This window comes from Pseudomonas sp. B21-054 (genome assembly GCF_026016345.1).
Classification (GTDB): Bacteria; Pseudomonadota; Gammaproteobacteria; order Pseudomonadales; family Pseudomonadaceae; genus Aquipseudomonas.
The window spans coordinates 683,685-702,401 of record NZ_CP087204.1 but is presented as its reverse complement, the minus strand read 5'-3'; the positions used below and the strand labels follow the sequence as shown (position 1 = coordinate 702,401).

18 protein-coding genes are annotated in these 18,717 nt (G+C 61.1%); 9 read left to right on the top strand and 9 right to left on the bottom strand.

All coding sequences use genetic code 11. The annotated features are described in order from the left end of the window. Positions 1-270 precede the first annotated feature (270 nt). Complete coding sequence (locus LOY70_RS03050) at positions 271-1,545, top strand: Hsp70 family protein (protein ID WP_265033208.1); 1,275 nt, start codon at positions 271-273, stop codon at positions 1,543-1,545. A 132-nt stretch (positions 1,546-1,677) separates the two neighbouring features. On the opposite strand, the gene LOY70_RS03045 is transcribed toward LOY70_RS03050, so the two are convergent. The 3 genes from LOY70_RS03045 to LOY70_RS03035 all read right to left on the bottom strand — a co-directional run bounded on the left by LOY70_RS03045 (position 1,678) and on the right by LOY70_RS03035 (position 4,300). Continuing rightward, complete coding sequence (locus LOY70_RS03045; protein ID WP_003197331.1) at positions 1,678-2,691, bottom strand: AI-2E family transporter; 1,014 nt, start codon at positions 2,689-2,691, stop codon at positions 1,678-1,680. 226 nt (positions 2,692-2,917) lie between these two features. Continuing rightward, complete coding sequence (locus tag LOY70_RS03040; protein WP_123345071.1) at positions 2,918-3,199, bottom strand: PsiF family protein; 282 nt, start codon at positions 3,197-3,199, stop codon at positions 2,918-2,920. A 210-nt stretch (positions 3,200-3,409) separates the two neighbouring features. After that, positions 3,410-4,300: an esterase/lipase family protein gene (locus tag LOY70_RS03035; protein WP_265033201.1), complete on the bottom strand. Its 891-nt coding sequence runs from the start codon at positions 4,298-4,300 to the stop codon at positions 3,410-3,412. 194 nt (positions 4,301-4,494) lie between these two features. Between LOY70_RS03035 and LOY70_RS03030 the strand changes: the two genes are divergently transcribed. Next, positions 4,495-5,025: a ferritin-like domain-containing protein gene (locus LOY70_RS03030; RefSeq protein WP_025211584.1), complete on the top strand. Its 531-nt coding sequence runs from the start codon at positions 4,495-4,497 to the stop codon at positions 5,023-5,025. 129 nt (positions 5,026-5,154) lie between these two features. Here LOY70_RS03030 and LOY70_RS03025 read toward each other — a convergent pair whose 3' ends face one another. Continuing rightward, positions 5,155-7,230 (bottom strand): AsmA family protein, encoded by a 2,076-nt coding sequence (locus LOY70_RS03025; protein ID WP_265033198.1) that lies wholly within the window; start codon positions 7,228-7,230, stop codon positions 5,155-5,157. A 376-nt stretch (positions 7,231-7,606) separates the two neighbouring features. On the opposite strand from LOY70_RS03025, the gene LOY70_RS03020 reads away from it, so the two are divergent. From LOY70_RS03020 to LOY70_RS02990, 7 genes are all read left to right on the top strand, one after another. Then, a complete protein-coding gene (locus tag LOY70_RS03020; RefSeq protein ID WP_265033197.1) occupies positions 7,607-8,149 on the top strand; it encodes a hypothetical protein in 543 nt (180 codons plus the stop codon). Positions 8,150-8,306: 157 nt separating this feature from the next. Then, a complete protein-coding gene (locus LOY70_RS03015; RefSeq protein WP_265033195.1) occupies positions 8,307-8,939 on the top strand; it encodes a TetR family transcriptional regulator in 633 nt (210 codons plus the stop codon). Between the two features lie 280 nt (positions 8,940-9,219). Next, positions 9,220-9,720, top strand: a complete 501-nt coding sequence (gene ureE, locus LOY70_RS03010) for an urease accessory protein UreE (RefSeq protein WP_265033194.1) — start codon at positions 9,220-9,222, stop codon at positions 9,718-9,720. Further along, positions 9,717-10,391, top strand: coding sequence for an urease accessory protein UreF (locus LOY70_RS03005; RefSeq protein ID WP_123415098.1), 675 nt, complete (start codon positions 9,717-9,719; stop codon positions 10,389-10,391). Before ureE ends, LOY70_RS03005 begins: the two co-directional genes overlap by 4 nt. Positions 10,392-10,400: 9 nt before the next feature. Then, positions 10,401-11,015, top strand: a complete 615-nt coding sequence (gene ureG / locus LOY70_RS03000; RefSeq protein ID WP_123345077.1) for an urease accessory protein UreG — start codon at positions 10,401-10,403, stop codon at positions 11,013-11,015. Positions 11,016-11,046: 31 nt separating this feature from the next. Continuing rightward, positions 11,047-11,619: a HupE/UreJ family protein gene (locus tag LOY70_RS02995; protein WP_265033192.1), complete on the top strand. Its 573-nt coding sequence runs from the start codon at positions 11,047-11,049 to the stop codon at positions 11,617-11,619. A gap of 193 nt (positions 11,620-11,812) precedes the next feature. Then, positions 11,813-12,946, top strand: coding sequence for an AGE family epimerase/isomerase (locus LOY70_RS02990; RefSeq protein ID WP_265033191.1), 1,134 nt, complete (start codon positions 11,813-11,815; stop codon positions 12,944-12,946). Between the two features lie 143 nt (positions 12,947-13,089). Here the strand turns inward: LOY70_RS02990 and LOY70_RS02985 are convergent, their stop codons facing one another. The 5 genes from LOY70_RS02985 to LOY70_RS02965 form a co-directional block, all read right to left on the bottom strand. Next, complete coding sequence (locus LOY70_RS02985; RefSeq protein ID WP_265033189.1) at positions 13,090-13,854, bottom strand: SDR family oxidoreductase; 765 nt, start codon at positions 13,852-13,854, stop codon at positions 13,090-13,092. Positions 13,855-14,711: 857 nt separating this feature from the next. After that, positions 14,712-15,428, bottom strand: a complete 717-nt coding sequence (locus LOY70_RS02980; RefSeq protein ID WP_265033187.1) for an ABC transporter ATP-binding protein — start codon at positions 15,426-15,428, stop codon at positions 14,712-14,714. Further along, positions 15,425-16,297, bottom strand: a complete 873-nt coding sequence (locus LOY70_RS02975) for an ABC transporter ATP-binding protein (RefSeq protein WP_025211573.1) — start codon at positions 16,295-16,297, stop codon at positions 15,425-15,427. Before LOY70_RS02975 ends, LOY70_RS02980 begins: the two co-directional genes overlap by 4 nt. After that, positions 16,294-17,577 carry a high-affinity branched-chain amino acid ABC transporter permease LivM gene (gene livM, locus LOY70_RS02970; RefSeq protein ID WP_265033182.1) on the bottom strand — a complete coding sequence of 428 codons (1,284 nt, stop codon included), beginning with the start codon at positions 17,575-17,577 and terminating at the stop codon, positions 16,294-16,296. Before livM ends, LOY70_RS02975 begins: the two co-directional genes overlap by 4 nt. A 3-nt stretch (positions 17,578-17,580) precedes the next feature. After that, complete coding sequence (locus LOY70_RS02965) at positions 17,581-18,495, bottom strand: ABC transporter permease subunit (RefSeq protein ID WP_092175879.1); 915 nt, start codon at positions 18,493-18,495, stop codon at positions 17,581-17,583. Positions 18,496-18,717: the final 222 nt, after the last annotated feature.

Sequence of the window (18,717 nt, the reverse complement as noted above, 5' to 3'; positions counted from 1 at the left end):
CGCACCGCCACCCGCAGCATGCTCGTGGTACAAGTCCTGGGGTTTGACCGACCTCAAGGTTTGTGACCGGGCGGCGCATCAGAAGTTTATCGGCAGCCGGTGGCGGTTCTTGCATCCGCCCTGTGGCTACCAGGCTCATGCCAGCAAGTTTGGGGGTATAAGGGCGTCTTTCAAGGCCAGTGATTGCGAATTAGCAGATAACCGGCCTTCGAATCCGGGCCGCACTGACATACACTGCGCGGCCGTTTTTTCAACTGGAACCTGAAAGACATGAAAAACGCATCCCCGGCCCGTGCCTGCGGCATCGACTTCGGCACGTCCAACTCCACTGTCGGCTGGCTGCGCCCCGGCATGGAAACGCTGATCGCGCTGGAGGATGACAAGATCACCCTGCCCTCGGTGGTTTTTTTCAATTTCGAGGAGCGCCGCCCGGTGTACGGCCGCCTGGCCCTCCACGAATACCTGGAAGGCTACGAAGGCCGGCTGATGCGCTCGCTCAAGAGCCTGCTGGGCTCCAAGCTGATCAAGCAGGACACCAGCGTGCTGGGCACGGCCATGCCCTTCAAGGACTTGCTGGCGCTGTACATCGGCCAGCTGAAGACGCGCGCCGAAGCCACCGCCGGTCGGGAATTCGAAGAGGTGGTGCTGGGTCGGCCAGTGTTTTTCGTCGACGACGATGAAATGGCCGACCAGGAAGCGGAAAACACCCTGGTGGACGTCGCCCGCGCCATCGGCTTCAAGGAAGTTTCATTCCAGTACGAGCCTATCGCCGCGGCGTTCGACTATGAATCGACCATCGAAAAAGAAGAGCTGGTGCTGATCGTCGACATCGGCGGTGGTACGTCGGACTTCTCCCTGGTGCGCCTATCCCCCGAGCGTCGTACCCACGACAACCGGCACGCCGACATCCTCGCCACCGGTGGCGTGCACATCGGCGGCACCGATTTCGACAAACAACTGAGCCTGCAGGGGGTGATGCCGCTGTTCGGCTACGGCAGCCGCATGAAAAGCGGCGCGTACATGCCCACCAGTCATCACATGAACCTGGCGACCTGGCACACCATCAACGCGGTGTACTCGCAGAAGTCCACCCTGGCCCTGGGCAGCATGCGCTACGACATCGAAGACACTGGCGGCATCGATCGGTTGTTCCACCTGATCGAACAGCGCGCCGGGCACTGGCTGGCGATGGAAGTGGAAGAAACCAAGATCCAACTGACCCACGCCGACCAACGCCACGTGCCGCTGGACCGGATCGAGCCGGGCCTGAGCGTGGACCTGAGCCGGGCCTTGTTCGAGTCGGCCATCGACGGCTTGCTGGAGCGAGTGCGCGGCAGCGTCACGCAGTTGCTGGGCGATGCCAACGTGCGGGTCGATCAGGTCGACACGGTGTTCTTCACCGGCGGTTCCAGCGGCATCCCGGCACTACGCAACAGCGTCTCGGCGATGCTGCCCCAGGCGCAGCATGTGGAAGGCAATATCTTCGGCAGTATTGGCAGCGGGTTGGCGATTGAGGCGATGAAGCGCTATGGGACGCAGGTCTGATCCAGGACCGATGCGCCTGAATCGCGAGCAAGCTCGCTCCCACATTCGACCGCATTCTTTCTGAAGAACCCAGTCAACTGTGGGAGCGAGCTTGCTCGCGATGGCGCCAGACCAGACGCCACATACCCCCGATCAAACCATCCCCACCTGCTTCAACTCACTCTTCAGATACGCATAGTAAATCGGCCCCGCCACCACCCCCGGCAACCCGAACGCCGCCTCGAATACCAGCATCGCCATGAGCAATTCCCAGGACTTGGCGCTGATCTGCCCGCCGACGATGCGGGCGTTGAGGAAGTATTCGAGCTTGTGGATCACGATCAGGTAACCCAGCGCCGCCACGGCGACCCAGATCGACAGCGACAGACCGACAATGGTGATCAGCGTGTTGGACATCAGGTTGCCGATGACCGGCAGCAGTCCCAGCAGGAAGGTCATCACGATCAGGGTCTTGGTCAGCGGCAGTTTTATCCCGAACAGCGGCAGCACCACCGCCAGGAAAATCCCGGTGAAGAAGGTGTTGAGCAGGGAGATCTTGATCTGGGCGAAGACGATGTTGCGAAACGCCTTGACCAGCAGGTTCAGGCGATCGAACAGCGCGGCGGCCAGGGGCTTGCGCTTGGTCAGGTCGGGGATGCGCTGCAAGGCGACGATAGCCCCCAGTACCATGCCGATCAGCAACGTCACGAACATGTGGGCCGCGTCCTTGCCCACCAGTTGCAAGTCGCTCAGGTGCTTGCTCACCCAGTCACCAATCGCGACCCGGAACTCGGCGGCGCTGGCCGGCAGGTAGGCGTCGATAAACGGCGGCAATTGCCCTCGGGCGCGGTCGACCACCGTCATGAACTTGTCCAGGGAGGCTCCGGGGTTTTCCGCCTCATGGAGCAGGAAACTGAAGGCTCCGGCGAAGATCAGCGTCAGCACACTGACCACCAGCGTGCCCAGCAACGCCACCGCCAGCCAGCGGGCACGCCGGCCTTCGATCAAGCGCTGCAACTGCGGGGTGAGCATGTTGACCAGTTCGAACACCAGCAACCCGGCCAGCAGGCTCGGCAACAGGCGCAGTGGCAGCACCAGCAACAACCCACCAAAAATGATCACCCAACTGATCACCAACAATACATGACGCTGAGAAAACGTTGGCATACAGCCTCAAAACGAAACGGCGTGAAAGGATTGGCAGTCTGCCAGCCTTCCACTAGCAGCACTAGGGATTGTATCGACCGACCTTGGTCGGGGTTCAGTTATTTTTTGCAGCGATTGTGAGGGCCGTATCGCGAGCAAGCCCCACAATGGATCGAGCCATGCAAATCCAATGTGGGAGCGAGCTTGCTCGCGATGGGGCCCTCACTGGCTCAGGAAATCCCGGCGTTTATTTCTTTTTCAAGCACTCACTCATGAACGCCTTGCGGACATCGCCCTTCAGCGCCTGGGTGGTGGCGTCGGCGTTGCAGGTTTTCATGCGTTCCTGCGGCGTCGTCGGGGCGGCCTTGAGGCAGGTGCTCATGAAGGCCTTGCGCTCATCACCCTTGAGGGCCTTGGCAGTAGCGTCGGCGTTGCAGGTGGTCATCTTGGTCTGTTGCGCCGTGGCGGCGAAGCCCTGGGTACACAGCAGCAAACCGATCATCAACAAAGGCACACGCAGCATCTTCATGGTGTTTCTCCTGGTTGCCGCACGGGAGTGGGGCGATGAGGAGCAGTGTAGACAAAGCCTGTTACACCTTCATCTGCTCGATCTTCGCTGCGTGATCTACCGCCATCGCGAGCAAGCTCGCTCCCACAGTTGACCGCATTCCTTCTGACGAAACCCGATCGAATGTGGGAGCGAGCTTGCTCGCGATGAACGATAACGCGGTCCAGTCGGCTACACCCCGGCAGCCCTCAACCGCTCGGCGTGCTCGACGAACAACCGCACAGGTTCGGCGCCCTTGCCCACCAGCCCCAGCGCTTGGTTGACGATGTCGAAGTGATCCAGCGGGTAGTCATCGCCAATCACCGTCCCCAAGTGCGAGCTGTAGCGCCCGACCATGCCATCGCATTGCCCCGCTTCGCGCACGAAGGTGCGGGCGAACAATCGGCAACTGCGGTTAGTACCGTCGAACAAGTTGCCGCCCCTATCGGTCTTGCCCGGTTGCAAGGTCCCGGACCAGGAGTAATAACGCACACCGCTGACCACTTCCGGCCCCTGCCCACCCCAGGTTTCGGGCAAGCCCTGTGGATATCGCTGGTTGAACAGCGCCACGCCTTCCGTGGTGAGAGAGGCATGGGAAGCACGGATATCCACCGGCAACCTCGGCCCGCGATAGCCGGTTTCCAACAGGCTCATCAAGGCGTTGATCAGCCGCAGCAAGGCACTGAGCAAGCGGCCCCTGGCGCTGTCGGCCGGATAGTGGGTTTGCAGGTAATCGGCCAGTTCGGAGCCGTGGTTGGTGCCGGCCACCGAAGTGACCGATGCCACCAGGTCCGGGCGCATGGCAGCTGCGTAGCGGGCGGTGAGGCTCCCCTGGCTGTGACCGATCAGGTTGACCTTCTGCGCACCGGTTTGCCGCAGGATCTCCTCGATCCGCGCCAGTAGCTGCTCGCCGCGCACTTCGGATGAATGCAGCGGCGAAACCTTCACCGCCACCACCACGGCCCCACCCCGACGCAATGCTGAAACGATGCCATACCAGTAGGGGTACAACACCAGGCGAATAAACCCGAGCATGCCCGGGACCAATACCAGCGGGTAGCGAGTGGCGCAGCGCTGCGACATAGCGACATCCTTGTGATCGAGAGGGCCCAGCATCGGTACCGATGATGACCAGTCTATGACACCGACGTCACTTCAGCCTGATCAGCCTGCGGACAAATTCGGTAAAACTTTTTCAGGATCGCGTCACTCAGACCTAGAGTGATCGCGCCTACAGAGCGTGACGCCTCAACCGGATCAGCCTCCAGGAGAACGAGATGAGCGACATGCACTTATCCGATGTAACCACCCTGCGCGAACGTGCGCGGCAGAACGTGCAGAACGGCGCCGTGACCGAGGGCTACAGCGCCGATCGACAGGAAGTCGTTCGCCTGCTCAACGAAGCGCTGGCCACCGAACTGGTGTGCGTGCTGCGCTACAAACGCCACTACTTCATGGCCACCGGCCTCAAGGCCAGCGTGGCCGCCAGTGAGTTCCTCGAGCACGCGAACCAGGAAGCCGAGCACGCCGACAAACTCGCCGAACGCATCGTGCAACTGGGCGGTGAACCTGAGTTCAACCCCGACCTGTTGACCCGCAATTCCCATGCCCAGTACGTGGCCGGCAATACGCTCAAGGAAATGGTCTACGAAGATCTGGTGGCGGAACGGATCGCCATCGACAGCTATCGGGAAATCATCCAGTACATCGGCGAAAAAGACCCGACCACCCGGCGCATCTTCGAGGACATCCTGGCCCAGGAAGAAGAACACGCCGACGACATGGCCGATATCCTGGCCGATTTGTAAAAATCTCTAGACCCCCATCGCGAGCAAGCTCGCCCCCACATTTCGAGCGCATTCTTTCAGACAGAATGCGCTCCCCTGTGGGAGCGAGCTTGCTCGCGATGAGGCCAGCCGCCTCACCGCACAACCTGACTATCGCGCGGGCTTGACCGTCACCGGCGCCTTGCCGGCCTTCATCTGCTCCAGCAACGGCGCACACTGGTTCGGCTCGCCACCGCTGGGGGCGACCAGCGCCAGCAACCCGGCCGCTGGCGCCGCGATCACACCCAGCGCCACCATCCCGGCACCGCGCAGAATCAGCGGTACAGCCTTGACGCCGGCGGCAGGTTTGGAGAACTTGCCTCGCACGTACAACGGCGAGCGCAGGGAAATCAGCCGCCAGCCCTTGGACTCGGGAGTAACGGTCAGGTCCAATTGTTCAGTGGCCATGTTCGCCGTGCCATCGATGTAGATGATCGCGTTCTCGGTGTCGAACACGAACAGGCGGGTGGTCGCCAGGCCGGTCTTGATGTCGAAGTCCGCCGCTGCACAGTTGATCTTCACTTCCTTGTCACCAAAGATTTTCCCCACCACGTAGTTGCCGACGTTCAGCCCCGCCAACTCCATCAGCTCCCGACTGATGGCGCCGTCGTTGATGAGCATTTTCAGGGTGCCGTTGGAGGTACCCAGCAACGCCGCCACCGAATTGCCGCGCCCGGCAATATCGGCATCGCCGTTCAGCTCACCAAAACTGGTTTTCATCGGCTCGAAGCCAGGGAACAGTTGCTTGAGCTTGAAGCCGCGCGCGGTCAGCTTTGCCTGGCCTTCCAGGGGCTGGGTGTGCCCGTTGAGGCGGATCTGCGCATCGAGGCGGCCACCGGCCACGCCGAAGCGCAGGGGCTCAAGGCTTAGCTGACCATCGTTGAGCACCAGGTGCGTGTAGAGGTCGGTGAACGGCAATTGCGCGCTGTGGACGATGCGTTTGCCAGTGAATTCCACATCGGCATCCATCACGCTCCAGCGCTCGGTGCGAAACTCCTCCACGGGCAAGACCTTGTCGGTCGGCTGTTTGCTCGCGCCGCCACGGGCCTTTTGTTCGGCGTTGGAGTCAGCCCCGATCAGTGGCGCCAGGTCGCTGAACAGCAGTTGATTGGAGACCAGCGCGCCACTGAGCTTTGGCCGGGGCTGACTGGCGACATAGGCCAGGTCGCCATGGATATCGCTGTCGCCGATCTTGCCGTTGAACGCTTCATAGCGGAACAACGCCCCACTCGGTTCGTGGAGCTTGGCGATCAGGTGGCCGTCGGTGGCATAGGGCGGCGAATCCGGCAGGGTCACGCCGGTCAGGGGATAGAGATTGGCCAGGCTGTTGCCGGCCAGTTTCAAGCGCAGATCCAAAGCGCCGAGGTTCCTCGGATCGGTGAGGGTGCCGGCCAGTTCGACGCGGGTATCGCCGATCTTCGCCTGGGCCTGGAGCGGAAAGGGTTGTGAGGCGTCCTGCAACGCCAGCAAGCCGCCGACCTTGCCGGAACCGGTGAGGTTCTGCCCGTGATACTGCCCGTTGACCTTGAAGGCGAACGCATAATCCTGGGGCGTCGCGCCCTGGTCCTGGGCTTTCTTGGCGGCCTTGTCACCGACGATATCGCTGAACGGGATGGGTTTGCCCAGCGGGTCGATCAGCAGGTCGAGGCGAGTTTTCAGCGTCTGGTCGTCAAGGGTGACATGGCCCTTGTCGAAGCCAATGGCACCGATGTCCACCACCCAACTGGACGGCTCGGCGTCCGGGTCTTTCGGGTCGAACTGGAACGTCCAGTTGGCGCGTCCATCGGCCAGGCGTTGCAGGTTGGCATCGGGCTCGGTCAGATCGATACGGGGAATGGCCACTCGCCGGACCAGCAAGGCCAAGGGAGAAATGCGCAACTCAACACGCTTGAGCGTGACCATCTGTGGGGTTTTCGACCAGTCCGGGTTACCCAGGCTCAGGTCTTCGGCGACCACATGGGGCCACGGCACCCAAGCTCGCCAGCCCCCCTCCGCTGGCTCACGCTGCCAGATCACCGCCAGGTTGCCGTTGATCGCGAACGGCCGGTGCAACTCCTCGGAAACCTTGGCGTTGAGTGGCGGCTTGATCCGGTTCCAATCGAAGAAGGCGATGATCAGCACCAGCACCGCCAGCAAAACAACAAGGCAGGCAAAGCTCCAGGCGAAGATTTTTGAGGTGCGCGTCATGCACAAGGCTCCTGATGACAATTCAGCGCCCGGACCGCGACGCCTTTAGAAACACAAACCTGTAATCGGTTCGTTATGAAGAATAGGACTGACGGAACGGCCAACAGGTGCCGATGAACGGCACAAAAAAATGCCGGGAACCTGACCGATCAGCCAACAACCTGTTACCTCGCCCGCACATTTGCGAGGCAGCAATGGGTACAAAATACCCACCACAGTGCAAAACCTCACCTCGGAAACGCCCGTTCTAGAGCCTTTCCCCTGAACAATCAATTCCGTTGATTATTACCATTGCGTTTATGAACTTTTATATCGACTTATCGAGAGTAGCATTGCCCTCGTACCCACTTTATCGCCCTCCCAAGGAGCAATGATCATGAAACGCCAATTACTGATGAGTCTTTCCCTTTCACTGCTGGCCTCGACTGCTTTCGCACTGCCAGCCTCCGAACAAGCCACCCCTCAGGTCAGGGACAGCCATTCGGTCTACAGCCAGACCGTTGCCGAAGGTGGACGTGATCGCCTGGAAGAAAAAGGTTTGGCTGAAGACGGTTCCGACCGCACTCCACAGGGCCAAACCTTGGCTGAAGACGGTTCCGACCGCACCCCACAAGGCCAGACCCTGGCTGCTGACGGTTCCGATCGCACTCCACAAGGCCAGACCCTGGCTGCTGACGGTTCCGATCGCACTCCACAAGGCCAGACCTTGGCTGCTGACGGTTCCGACCGCACTCCACAAGGCCAGACCTTGGCTGCTGACGGTTCCGACCGCACCCCAGGCCAGACCCTTGCCGCTGACGGTTCCGACCGCACCCCAGGCCAGACCCTTGCCGCTGACGGTTCCGACCGCACCCCAGGCCAGACCCTTGCCGAAGGCGGTGGTGACCGCGTGAACGAACGCAACGGCACAGTGAGCTGAGCCCATGGTATCTCGGAAAAAAGCCCGATTCCCCCAATCGGGCTTTTAACGTTTCAAACGTCCCACTTTCCCCGCCTGATCCCTCTCTACCGTTCGACGTCGGCAAAGCTGATTTGCTAGAGTGCGTCGCTCCCGTGAATCAGAAGTCAGCCTTGCGATGCTGCCCCGCGCCGAACAGAAACAACAGACCCGAAACGCCCTGATGGATGCCGCCCGGCATTTGATGGAGTGTGGCCGCGGGTTCGGCAGCCTGAGCCTGCGGGAAGTCGCCAGGACGGCGGGCATCGTGCCCACCGGGTTCTATCGGCACTTCGCCGACATGGATCAACTGGGCCTGGCACTCGTCAGCGAAGTCGGCCAGACCTTCCGCGAAACCATTCGATTGGTGCGCCACAACGAATTCGTCATGGGCGGCATCATCGACGCGTCGGTGCGGATCTTCCTCGATGTGGTGCAAGTCAACCGCTCGCAGTTCCTGTTCCTGGCCCGCGAGCAATACGGCGGCTCCCTGCCGGTGCGCCAAGCCATCGGACGACTGCGCGAAGGCATCAGCTCGGACTTGGCCGCCGACCTGGCACTCATGCCGAAACTGCAACACCTGGACTTGGCCGGGCTGAGTGTGATGGCCGACCTCATCGTCAAAAGCGTGTTCGCCACCCTGCCGGACATCATCGATCCACCCGCCGAAGCCTTGCCCGAGCACCTCACTCCCCAGGTGAAAATCACCCAGCAGCTGCGGTTTATCTTTATTGGCCTCAAGCATTGGCAAGGGCTGGGTAGCACCGAGTAAATCCCGAATGTACCCGCTGTGGGAGCGAGCTTGCTCGCGATAGCGATTCATCAGTGGAGTTGATGCCGACTGACACTCCGCTATCGCGAGCAAGCTCGCTCCCACAATTTTTTCTCAAGCCGCAAAAGAGTGCACCGCTTTACGGCGCGCACCAAAATGGCACGCAACGCGAGACGCCAGCAAACACCTTCCCCAGCAGCACCCCCTTTTTCCTACATCCCCTTCGATTGGCAAGCCCCTTGCTCTAAACACAGCACTGTTCATTGCTGGAAGCACTCCGATGCTGGTGATTCACCGCAGAATCGACCCTCAACCCCGCTGGGACGCCGAGCTGCACCTGACCTTCGACGCCCGCAGCAAAAGCCGCCTGCGCTGTTTCAGTGCCGAGGGTGAAGACGTGGGGTTGTTTCTGGAGCGAGGCCAGCCGCCGCTGTACGACGGCGAATGCCTGCAGGCCGAGGACGGGCGCATCGTGCGTGTCTGTGCTCGCCCCGAACAATTGCTGCACGTCACCTGCGCCAACGCGTTCGAACTGACCCGCGCCGCCTATCACCTGGGCAATCGCCATGTTGCCCTACAAGTGGGCGATGGCTGGTTGCGCCTGCTGGACGATTACGTGCTCAAGGCGATGCTCGAACAACTGGGCGCCAGCGCCGAGCCCATCGATGCCCCGTTCCAACCGGAACATGGCGCCTATGGCGGCGGCCATCATCACTCGCGGCACGGCGACGAAGATTTCAACTACGCGCCGCGCCTGCATCAGTTCGGCGTACGCACATGAACCCGGCCTGGGCGCTGCTGCGCCTGGCCAGCCCGCAACTGCCGATTGGTGGCTACAGCTATTCCCAGGGGCTGGAGATGGCGGTGGATAACGGCCAGGTCAAGAACCCCGACGATGCGCGTCGCTGGATCAGCGATCAATTGCTGCTGAACCTGGCACGCTTCGAAGCGCCCCTGCTACTGGCCCACTGCACCGCAGCCGCCGCCGACGACTGGGACACCCTGCTGCGACATTGTGAAGAGCACCGCGCCAGCCGGGAGACCCGCGAGCTGTATCAGGAGAGTCGACAGATGGGCTACTCGTTGCAACAGTTGCTGGGCGGCCTGCCGGAACTGGACGCCGCCGCACGCGGGTTTCTCGAGCAACGCAGCGAGCCGCACCTGGCCCTGGGCTGGGCCCTGGCCGCCCGCGCCTGGCAGATCACGCCCCAGGACGCCCTCGCCGCCTGGCTATGGAGCTGGCTGGAAAACCAACTGGCGGTGCTGATGAAAACCCTGCCCCTGGGCCAGCAAGCCGCCCAACGCCTGACCAGCGAACTGTTGCCGTTGTTGCAGCAGGCCCAGCACAACGCTTCGAACATCGACCCCGATCATTACGGCAGCGCCGCGTTTGGCCTGTCACTGGCGTGCATGGCCCATGAGCGCCAGTACAGCCGTCTGTTCCGTTCCTAGGAGACACACATGAATACACAACCTTTGCGCGTCGGTATTGGCGGCCCGGTGGGTTCCGGCAAAACCGCGTTGACGCTGGCCCTGTGCCTGGCCCTGCGCGATCGCTACAACCTGGCGGTGGTCACTAACGACATCTACACCCGAGAGGACGCTGACTTCCTGGTGCGCAACGAAGCCCTGGCGCCCGAGCGGATCATCGGCGTGGAGACCGGTGGCTGTCCGCACACGGCGATTCGCGAAGACGCCTCGATCAACCTCGAAGCGGTGGACCAACTGAACCGGCGCTTCCCGGGCCTGGACCTGATCCTGGTGGAATCGGGCGGCGACAACCTGTCGGCGACCTTCAGCCCGGAACTGTCGGACCTGACCATCTATGTCATCGACGTCTCGGCCGGTGACAAGCTGCCGCGCAAGGGCGGGCCCGGCATCTGTAAATCGGACCTGCTGGTGATCAACAAAATCGACTTGGCACCGCTGGTGGGCGCGTCCCTGGAAATGATGGACAGCGACACCCGACGGATGCGCAACGACAAGCCCTTTGTGTTCAGCAACCAGAAAACCGGCCAGGGCCTGGACGCCATCATTGCGTTCATCGAGCGCCAGGGCCTGCTGACCGCCGCCTGACTTTTCCGACCTTCAACAAGGAAGCTTATCCATGACATCCAAACGTATCCTCGGTGCCCTCGCCCTGCTGCTAACCCCGGCCGTGGCCTTCGCCCACCCTGGCCATGGCGACAACGGCCTGATCGCCGGCCTCGGCCACCCCATTGGTGGGCTCGATCATTTGTTGGCGATGCTGGCGGTCGGCTTGTGGGCCGCGCAGCAGCAAGGCACGGCGCGCTGGGCGCTGCCGTGCACCTTCGTCGGGACGATGCTGCTCGGCGGCTTGCTCGGTTTTGAAGGCCTGGAGCTGCCGGCGCTGGAAAGCGGTATTGCCGCCTCGGTACTGGCCCTGGGCCTGGCCGTGGCACTGGCGGTGCGCCCACCGCTGGGCCTGGCGGTCGCCGCTACCGCCATGTTCGCGCTATTCCATGGCGTGGCCCATGGCTTGGAATTGCCGGACATGTCGAGTCCCTGGGCCTATGCGGCAGGCTTCGTCGCAGCCACGGCGGCGCTGCATGGCGCAGGTTTTGCGCTGGTTCGCGTGTTGCCTCGAGCGGCCGCGCCGTTGGTGCGGCTGGCTGGGGCGGCTTCGGCGGCGGCTGGGGTTTGGTTGTTGGCAAGCTGATTCTTTAGCGCCTGCCTGGCCGCTATCGCGAGCAAGCTCGCTCCCACAGTTGACCGAGTTTCGTCAGGAAGAATGAGGTCGAATGTGGGAGCGAGCTTGCTCGCGATGACGGACATACAAGCGCCATCTCTCTGGAGTCGGTCACTCTGCTACCATGTCGCGCAATCGCCCCCAGCCGTGACGACGTCCACCCATGCCTGATGCTTCCCGCCCCGCTCCCCAGCCTGAATTGACCGCCCTGTTCGCAACGGTGCGTCAGCATTTTCACGACGTGATCGTGCCAATGTGGCAAGGCCCGGGCTGGAATGCCGATTTGGCATTGCCATATGAATCCCTGGACGCCGGGCATTCGCCGCTGCCGCCCCAGCGCTATCGGGCCATGGCCTGTGCGCGGCAGTTGTATGTGTTCGCCAGCCTGATCGGCGAGGTGCCGCAGGCCGAAGAACGGGCCGGAGCACTGTTTCGCTCGCTGCAACGGCATTTCCACGATGCCGAACACGGCGGCTGGTTCTACAGCATCGACCCACAAGGCGCGCCGCTGGACACCGGCAAGGACCTCTACACCCACGCCTTTATCCTGTTCGCCTGCGCCCACTACTGGAGCAAGGTCCGCGAGCCGCTGGTGGAATCGGTACTCAACGCTGCCTTGGAAGTCATCGCCCGGCGCTTTGCCAGCGGCGATGGTCTCTACGAAGCCAGCCTCAAGCGCGATTGGTCAACGCGCGGAACCGGCCCTTTGCAAAACCCGCTAATGCACCTGGCCGAAGCCTTCCTCGCCACCCTCTCGGTTCGCCAAGACGCCAATGTCCGTCAAGCGTTGCTGAGCTTGTGCGATGGGATGTTCAAGCGCTTCATCGCCCCCCAGCAGCGCGTCATGATGGAGAAACCGCTCAAGACTGTGGATAACTGGTTCGAGCCAGGTCACCAGTTCGAGTGGTATTTCCTGCTGGCCTCCTCGCCGCTGTTGCGCGACGGCAAGTTGCATGCGGCCCTGGAGCGCAGCTTCGGCTATACCGAGCAGCAAGGCGTGAATCCGCAGTCTGGCGCGGTGTGCGCCATGCTGGGCCTGGCGCCGCACGCGGTCGTGCGCGACGCAACCCAGCGCATCTGGGCCCAGGCAGAGTATTTGCGGGCACTGACCTTACGCCCTGGGAACGAGGAAGCCTTGCTGCGCCAGTTGCAGGCACTGCAGCAACATTTCCTGCATCCCCGAGGCTGGAATGAGTGCCTGGACGCCGATGGCGCTGTCAGCCGCCTGGACATGCCTTCCACCACGCCGTACCACCTGCTGACCTGCTATCGCGGACTCGCCGATTATCTGGCCTAAAGCCCCTGTGGCGAGAGGATTTATCCCCGCTGGGCTGCGCAGCAGCCCTAAAAAGATAGATCGTGGGCTCAGGTCTTAGGGGAGCTACGCTCCCCAACGGGGATAAATCCCCTCGCCACAGGGCCCCCCAATAACGTTAGCCGTCAAACCTTGTTGCGCTCGATGGCAAACCCGGCCCAGGTCTGGCTCACCGGCATCAGCTCCAGGCTGTTGATGTTGATGTGGGCCGGCGTGTTAAGCACCCAGAAGATGGTATCGGCGATGTCCTGCGGCTGGATCGGCTCGGCCCCGGCGTAGGTCGAGTTGTAACGCTCCTGGTCGCCGCCGAAGCGCACCAGGGAGAATTCGCTTTCGCACAGACCCGGCTCGATGTTGCTCACCCGCACCCCGGTACCTTGCAGGTCGCAACGCAGGTTCAGCGAGAACTGTTTGACGAACGCTTTGCTCGCGCCATACACGTGGCTGCCCGGATATGGATAGTTACCGGCGATGGAGCCCAGATTGATGATGCCGGCGCCACGGCCATGGGCGATCAGGCGTGGCAGCAGCAGGCGGGTGCTGTAGATCAGGCCCTTGACGTTGGTGTCGACCATCGTGTCCCAATCATCGAGGTCGCACTTGGGCGCCGGGTCCACGCCCAAGGCCAGCCCGGCGTTGTTGATCAACCCCCGCAGCTTGGCGAACGACGGCGGCAGGTTGGCGATTGCCTCTTCCATGGCCGTGCGGTCACGTACGTCCAGCACCAGGCCATGGACCTCGGTCTGCTTCGACAGCTCGGCACACAGAGCATCGAGACGCTCTTCACGACGACCGGTCAGCACCAACTTCCAGCCAGCCTCGGCGAAACGACGGGCACAGGCCTCACCAAAACCGGACGTCGCACCGGTGATAAACAGGGTGTTGGACATCATGTTCTCCTTGCTTTGGGCTTAAGGCAGCCCTTGAATGGAAATCGGCCAACAGCATGCCCGGCCTGACACGCTACCGGCAAGGCTTGTGGAAACATGCTTTGTATCCCGCGACTGCCCATAAAATAACCAATTACCGCCAGGCCTTTTCAGACAAGGCCCACAGCCAATTGCCCGCACCTTATCCACAGGCACGTCCACAGTAATCGGGGGCAAGTACAAACTCTGCAAGCCGCTGTGGGTAAGGCTTTGCGAGGTATTTGGAAAATTTTTTCCCTTGACCCCGTAACGCAGGTTGTGCCGTCCGAGTTATCTGCTATAAGTCGCCGCTCATGAAGCGATGGCTCCAAGCCAGCAACTACGGCCCTCAGCGCGGTCTTTCCAGAGTTTAGTCACAGACTTATCCACAGGCTTGCCCACCGATTTTCGAGCCCTTTCCAGTGCTCATAAAAGTGTTGACAACCGACACTCACGCTTGACCAAAAACCCTTGATCAAAAAATAACCACAGGTCTGAAAGGCCCGGTTTTAAAGGCTTTCAGCCAGCTACTCCCACGTTACCCACAGTCGGTTCCACAGCAAACGGGGACAAGTCAAAACTGTGACAAAACAACTATTTGCGGCGACTTTATGTCGCGGTTTCGTAAGGGCTCAGGATTGTTGTCCACAATTCTCCCAAGCGACAAAAGTCCCCTTGTGGGAGCGGGCTTGCTCGCGAATGCGGTGGATCAGCCGGCATCGTGTTGATTGACACACCGCATTCGCGAGCAAGCCCGCTCCCACAGGGAATGAGGGGTGAATCCAAGGGATAAAAAAACCGGCGATCACTCGCCGGTTCCTGTTACAGCAACAGCAGCCTCAGTGCCCGCCCAGATACGCGTTGCGTACTTCTTCGTTAGCGAGCAACTCCTTGCCGGTACCGGTCAGGCGGATTTCACCGTTGACCATCACATAGGCACGGTCCGACAACCTGAGGGCGTGGTTGGCGTTCTGCTCCACCAGGAAGATGGTCATCCCGGTGGCCGCCAGCTCACGCAAGGTGGCGAAGATCTGTTTCACCACGATCGGTGCCAGCCCCAGGCTCGGCTCATCGAGCAGCAATAACTTCGGACGGCTCATCAACGCCCGAGCGATGGCGAGCATTTGCTGCTCGCCGCCGGACATGGTCATGGCCCGCTGGTTACGCCGTTCCTTGAGCCGTGGGAACAGCTCGAACATGCGCTGCATGTCTTCACTGGCGTACTTGTCACCGATGGGAATAGTGCCCATCAGCAGGTTTTCCTCGACGGTCATGTCAGGGAATACCCGCCGCCCTTCCGGCGACTGCGCGATACCGTTGGAGGCAATGTAGTGCGACGACTTCTGGGTAATGTCCACACCCTGGTAGATGATCTGCCCGCCCGCCGCACGGGGCTGGCCGAAAATCGACATCAGCAGCGTGGACTTGCCGGCACCGTTGGAGCCAATCAGGCTCACGGTTTCACCTTCCCCAATGTGCATCGAGACTTTTTTCAGGGCCTGGATCGGCCCGTAGAATACGTCCAGTTCCTTGAGTTCGAGGATAGGTCCAGTCATACCAGCTCCTCTTCATCGGCACCCAGGTAGGCCGCGATCACCTTCGGATCGTTGCGAATCGCCTCGGGACCGCCCTCGGCGATCACGTTGCCGTGGTCCAGCACCACGATGTGGTCGGAAATGCTCATCACCATGCCCATGTCGTGTTCGATCAGCACCACGGTCAGATCGTGCTCATCGCGCAGCAGCCGGATCATCGCGCTCAGCGCTTCGGTTTCCTGAGGGTTGAGGCCGGCGGCCGGTTCGTCGAGGCAGATAATCTGCGGACGGGTGCACATGGCCCGGGCAATTTCCAGGCGCCGTTGCTGGCCGTAGGAAAGCTCCCCGGCGAGGCGGTTGGCGCAGTCCACCAGATCCACCACTTCCAGCCAGTAGAAGGCATGGTCCAGCGCATCGCTTTCAGCCTTGCGGTAGCCCTTGGTGTTGAGGATGCCCGCCAGCAGGCTGCGGTTGACCCACATATGCTGGGCCACCAGCAGGTTTTCCAGTACCGACATTTCCTTGAACAGGCGGATGTTCTGGAAGGTCCGCGCCAGGCCGGCACGGTTCACCAGGTGAGTGCCGCCGAACATCTTGTAGTACATCCGGCTGGCGAAGGATGCCGGTGACACGAAGTCAGTCGGGCGAAACGCTTCGCCCAGCAGCTTGATGACGTTGGTCCGCTCGCCGCGCACGTTGAGTTCGATCTTGCCGCCCGTGGCCTTGTAGAACCCGGTCAGGCAATTGAACACCGTGGTCTTGCCCGCACCGTTGGGGCCGATCAGGGCGAAGATCGAGTTACGCTTGACCTGCAGGCTGACGTCGCTGAGGGCCTTGATCCCACCGAACTGCATCATCAGGTTTTCGACTGAGAGTACGACTTCGCTCATGGGGCTACTCCTTTACGCGGCGTCACACCGGTACGGCTGATGCGAATCAGGCCGCGCGGGCGCCAGATCATCATCAACACCATCAGTATGCCGAATAGCAGCACCCGGTATTCCGCGAAGCCGCGCAGCAATTCCGGCGCCACGGTCAGCACGAAGGCCGCGATCACCACGCCGATGGTCGAGCCCATGCCGCCCAGCACGACGATGGCGAGGATCAGGGCCGATTCGAAGAAGGTGAACGATGTCGGATTGACGAAGCCTTGGTAAGTGGCGAAGAACACACCGGCCAGGCCGGCCGTCGAGGCCCCGATGGTGAACGCCGAGAGCTTGACCAATACGTGGTTCAGGCCCATCGAGCGGCAGGCGATTTCATCTTCGCGCAAGGCTTCCCAGGCGCGACCGACCGGCATGCGGGTCAGGCGATGCTTGATGTACAGCACGGCCAGCACGACGAGGAACAACACCGCGTAGATGAAGTAGTACTTCACGTCCGGGTTGTAGGCGATGCCAAAAAACTCGTGGAAGGGTATGCCGCCGTCCTTCGCTCTTTTACCGAGCTCGAGGCCGAAGAAGGTGGGCAACGGCGCCGCCATGCCATTCGGGCCGCCGGTCAGGGACAGCCAGTTATTGAGGACCAACCGGATGATTTCACCGAAGCCCAGGGTCACGATCGCCAGGTAGTCACCGTGCAGGCGCAGCACCGGGAAGCCGAGGATGCAGCCGGCCAACCCCGCCGTGATCGCCGCCAGTGGCAGTACCGTCCAGAACCCCAGCCCCAGGTATTGATAACCGAGCGCCAGCCCATAGGCACCGATGGCGTAGAACGCTACGTAACCCAGGTCGAGCAGGCCGGCCAGACCGACCACGATGTTCAAGCCCAGGCCCAGCAGCACGTAGATCAGCCCGAGGATGACCACACCCAGCAGGTACGAGTTGGAGAAAAACGGGAACACCACGGCGATGACGATCACCAGCGGAATGATCCAGCGCAGCCGGGTCTTGTAGTCGGGCGGCAGAACATGAACCCCGGAACCGCTGCTTTCAAAACCTTCAAGAATTTTCAGGCCCTTGGGCGTTTGCAGGAACAGGCTCAGGGCAAAGCGGCCGGCCATGACGATGGCAACAATCCACGCCACTCGGGTCGTTTCCAGATTGAAACCGTAGCCGTCGAGGACCACGCCAACAATCGGACCGAACACAATGAGGGCAACCAGACCGGCAAGAATCGCGTCAACCAGGCTTCTTTTGATATCAATGGTTTTATGAGTGGTTGAAGACATCGCTTACACCTTCGACACAAGAGGACGGCCAAGCAGGCCTTGGGGCCGAAAGACCAGAACGAGAACGAGCAGCGAGAAGCTGAAGACGTCCTTGTAGTCCGAATTGACCAGGCCGGAGAACAGCGACTCGGAGATCCCGAGAATGATCCCGCCGAGCATCGCGCCAGGCAGTGAGCCGATCCCGCCGAGTACCGCGGCGGTGAACGCCTTGATGCCGATGATGAAGCCGGCATAGAAGTCGAACGTGCCGTAGTTCATGGTGATCAGCACGCCGGCCAGGGCCGCCATCGCTGCACCAATGATGAATACGTAGGAAATCACACGGTCGGTGTTGATCCCCAGGATCGAGGCCATCTTGCGGTCTTGCTGGGTCGCGCGGCACATGCGGCCGAGCTTGGTGTACTTGATGACGTAGGTCAGCAGGGCCATCCCGGCAAACGCAGCGACGAGGATGAAGACCTTGGTGTAGGTCAGTTGCACGAATCCGGTGCCGACTTCGACACGCCAGGCTCCCGTCAGCAAGGTTGGAACCCCTTGTTGCTTCGCGCCCTGGGCGATCTGTGCATAGTTTTGCAGGATCAGCGAAATACCGATGGCGCTGATCAACGGTGCCAGTCGGGTGGAGTTACGCAGGGGTTTATAGGCGACACGCTCGATGACCCAGCCATACACCGCCGTGACAATGATGGTGAAAACCAGGGTACCCAGCATCAGCAGAGGGAAGGATTCGATACCGAAGTATGCCAGCAGAGCCAGACTGATCGCCGCGAGGTACGCAGAGATCATGTAAACCTCGCCATGGGCGAAGTTGATCATGCCGATGATGCCATAGACCATTGTGTAGCCGATGGCGATCAGGCCATAGACCGACCCGAGGGTCAGGCCGTTGACCAGTTGCTGCAGGAAAATACCATCCATAACGCAATCTCACGCAGTGAGAACCTGCACACTCTTGAGTGTGCGGCTCTTCTAAGGAAAATACAGATTTACGTCGGAGCACTGTCAGTCAGAACACTAAATTCCTTGTGGAAGCTGGCCTGCCAGCGATAGCGCACAGACATTCAACATAGATGTCGCCTGTCAGTCCGCCATCGCGAGCAAGCTCGCTCCCACTGGAATCGGGGGATCTAGCCGATCGCG